We start from the raw sequence: 1629 nt of genomic DNA on the forward strand, positions 1-1629 counted from the left end.
CCAAAAGTTCCTTCTCAATGGCCATGTGATGATTCTCCTTTCCATCATCATGGCCTCAGACACAAAATTCCTGACAGCCCCATGCGAATGATCTCAAGCTTCTCGGAGGCAGGGTACCTCATGCGTCTGCCTCCCCATCCCCGATCATGCTTTTTTTGAGCAGGCGGTTCTCGAGCGTCAGGTCGGCCACCGCCTCCTTGAGGGCCGCGGCCTCCGCCCGCAACTCCTTCACCTCCGGCGCCGTGGCCTGACGCGCCGTGTCCCCGGTGAGCCGCTTCTTGCCCGCCTCGAGGAACTCCTTCGACCAGCTGTAGTACAGGCTCGTCGCGATCCCCTCGCGCCGGCAGAGCTCAGCGATGCTCTCCTCGCCGCGCAGCCCCTCCAACACGATGCGGATCTTCTCCTCCGCCGAATGCTGCTTCCGCGTGCGGCGCCGGATGTCCTTCACGACGGTCTCGGCGGGCGGTTTGGATGGTCCGGATTTCTGTCTCATCTTCACTCCTTGACGGTTACGATGAGCCAGAAATCCTCCGTTCTTCAATCACCCCAAGCTGTCCCATGGGCGCTGACGCCAGACAAGAGAGCCAATTGCCAGACTCTGGTATCGCTGACGCTTGCGCGCGACGAGGTCCCTGTGGCGGTCGGCCTGCGGCTGTTCCTGCCGGAGAGCTGGACGGGTGACCCCGATCACATGCAGCGCGCCCATGTGTCAGAGCCCTGGCGCGTCCCACAAACGAAGCCCGAGATGGCGCTCGAGGAGATCGACCGGCTGATGGCAGCAGGCGTGCGGTTCGGGATGGTTCTTGCCGATGCCGGCTATGGCCTGTCGGCGCCGTTCCGCCAAGGTCTGAGCGCCCGCGGGCTCGTTTGGGCTGTGGGCATCCCCAAGCACCAGAAGGTTTATCCAGCCAACGTCCCTCTGATCTTTCCGGTCGCCGGCCGTGGCCGCCCGCGCAAGAATCCGATCCCCGACACGCTCTCCATTCCTGCTGAAGCCATGCTCGCCGATGCCGAGTGGACAAAGCTGAGCTGGCGCAACGGAACGAAAGGGCCACTTCAGGCATCCTTCGCCGCCGCGCGCATTTGCATCGCCGACAGGCCGCCGCAGCGTATCCATGACAAGGGCCAGCAGCACATGCCGGGCGAGGAAGCATGGCTGGTCGGTGAATGCAGAGCCTCCGGCGAGCGCAAATACTACCTCTCCAATCTTCCCCGAGAGACGGACTTGAAGACGCTTGCGGCCGCCATCAAGGCGCGCTGGGTGTGCGAGCAGGCCCATCAGCAGATGAAGGAGGAACTCGGCCTCGATCACTTCGAGGGCCGCTCCTGGCAGGGGCTTCACCGCCATGCGCTAATGACCATGATCGCCTATGCCTTCCTTCAGCACCGGCGCCTCGGCCAGGCCGGACGGGAAAAAAAGAAGCCCCGTCGGACCACCTCAGCCCAGCATGCCGGCCGTGCGCCGCGCCGTCATCGCCGCTCTCACACCCAAGCCACCACCAGAACGATGTCCGCACTGCCGCATCCGATGGCGATGGAGCGCACGATGAAGCTGCCAAAGTAGTGCTAGAGCGGGATGAAACGAGGCTGAATCGGCAGGGATTCCCTTTGGCGGTGAATTCTGATTCA

At 63.2% G+C, this 1629-nt stretch carries 2 pseudogenes; one reads left to right on the forward strand and one right to left on the reverse strand.

The annotated features are described in order from the left end of the window. Positions 1-80: 80 nt before the first annotated feature. A pseudogene (locus tag NYR58_RS20290) lies at positions 81-493 on the reverse strand (transposase); the annotation flags it as partial. A gap of 57 nt (positions 494-550) precedes the next feature. Between NYR58_RS20290 and NYR58_RS20295 the strand changes: the two are divergent. Next, positions 551-1564: pseudogene (locus NYR58_RS20295) on the forward strand (IS701 family transposase); the annotation flags it as partial. Positions 1565-1629 lie beyond the last annotated feature (65 nt).

The organism is Chelativorans intermedius (assembly GCF_025398255.1).
In the GTDB taxonomy this organism is placed as follows: domain Bacteria; phylum Pseudomonadota; class Alphaproteobacteria; order Rhizobiales; family Rhizobiaceae; genus Chelativorans; species Chelativorans intermedius.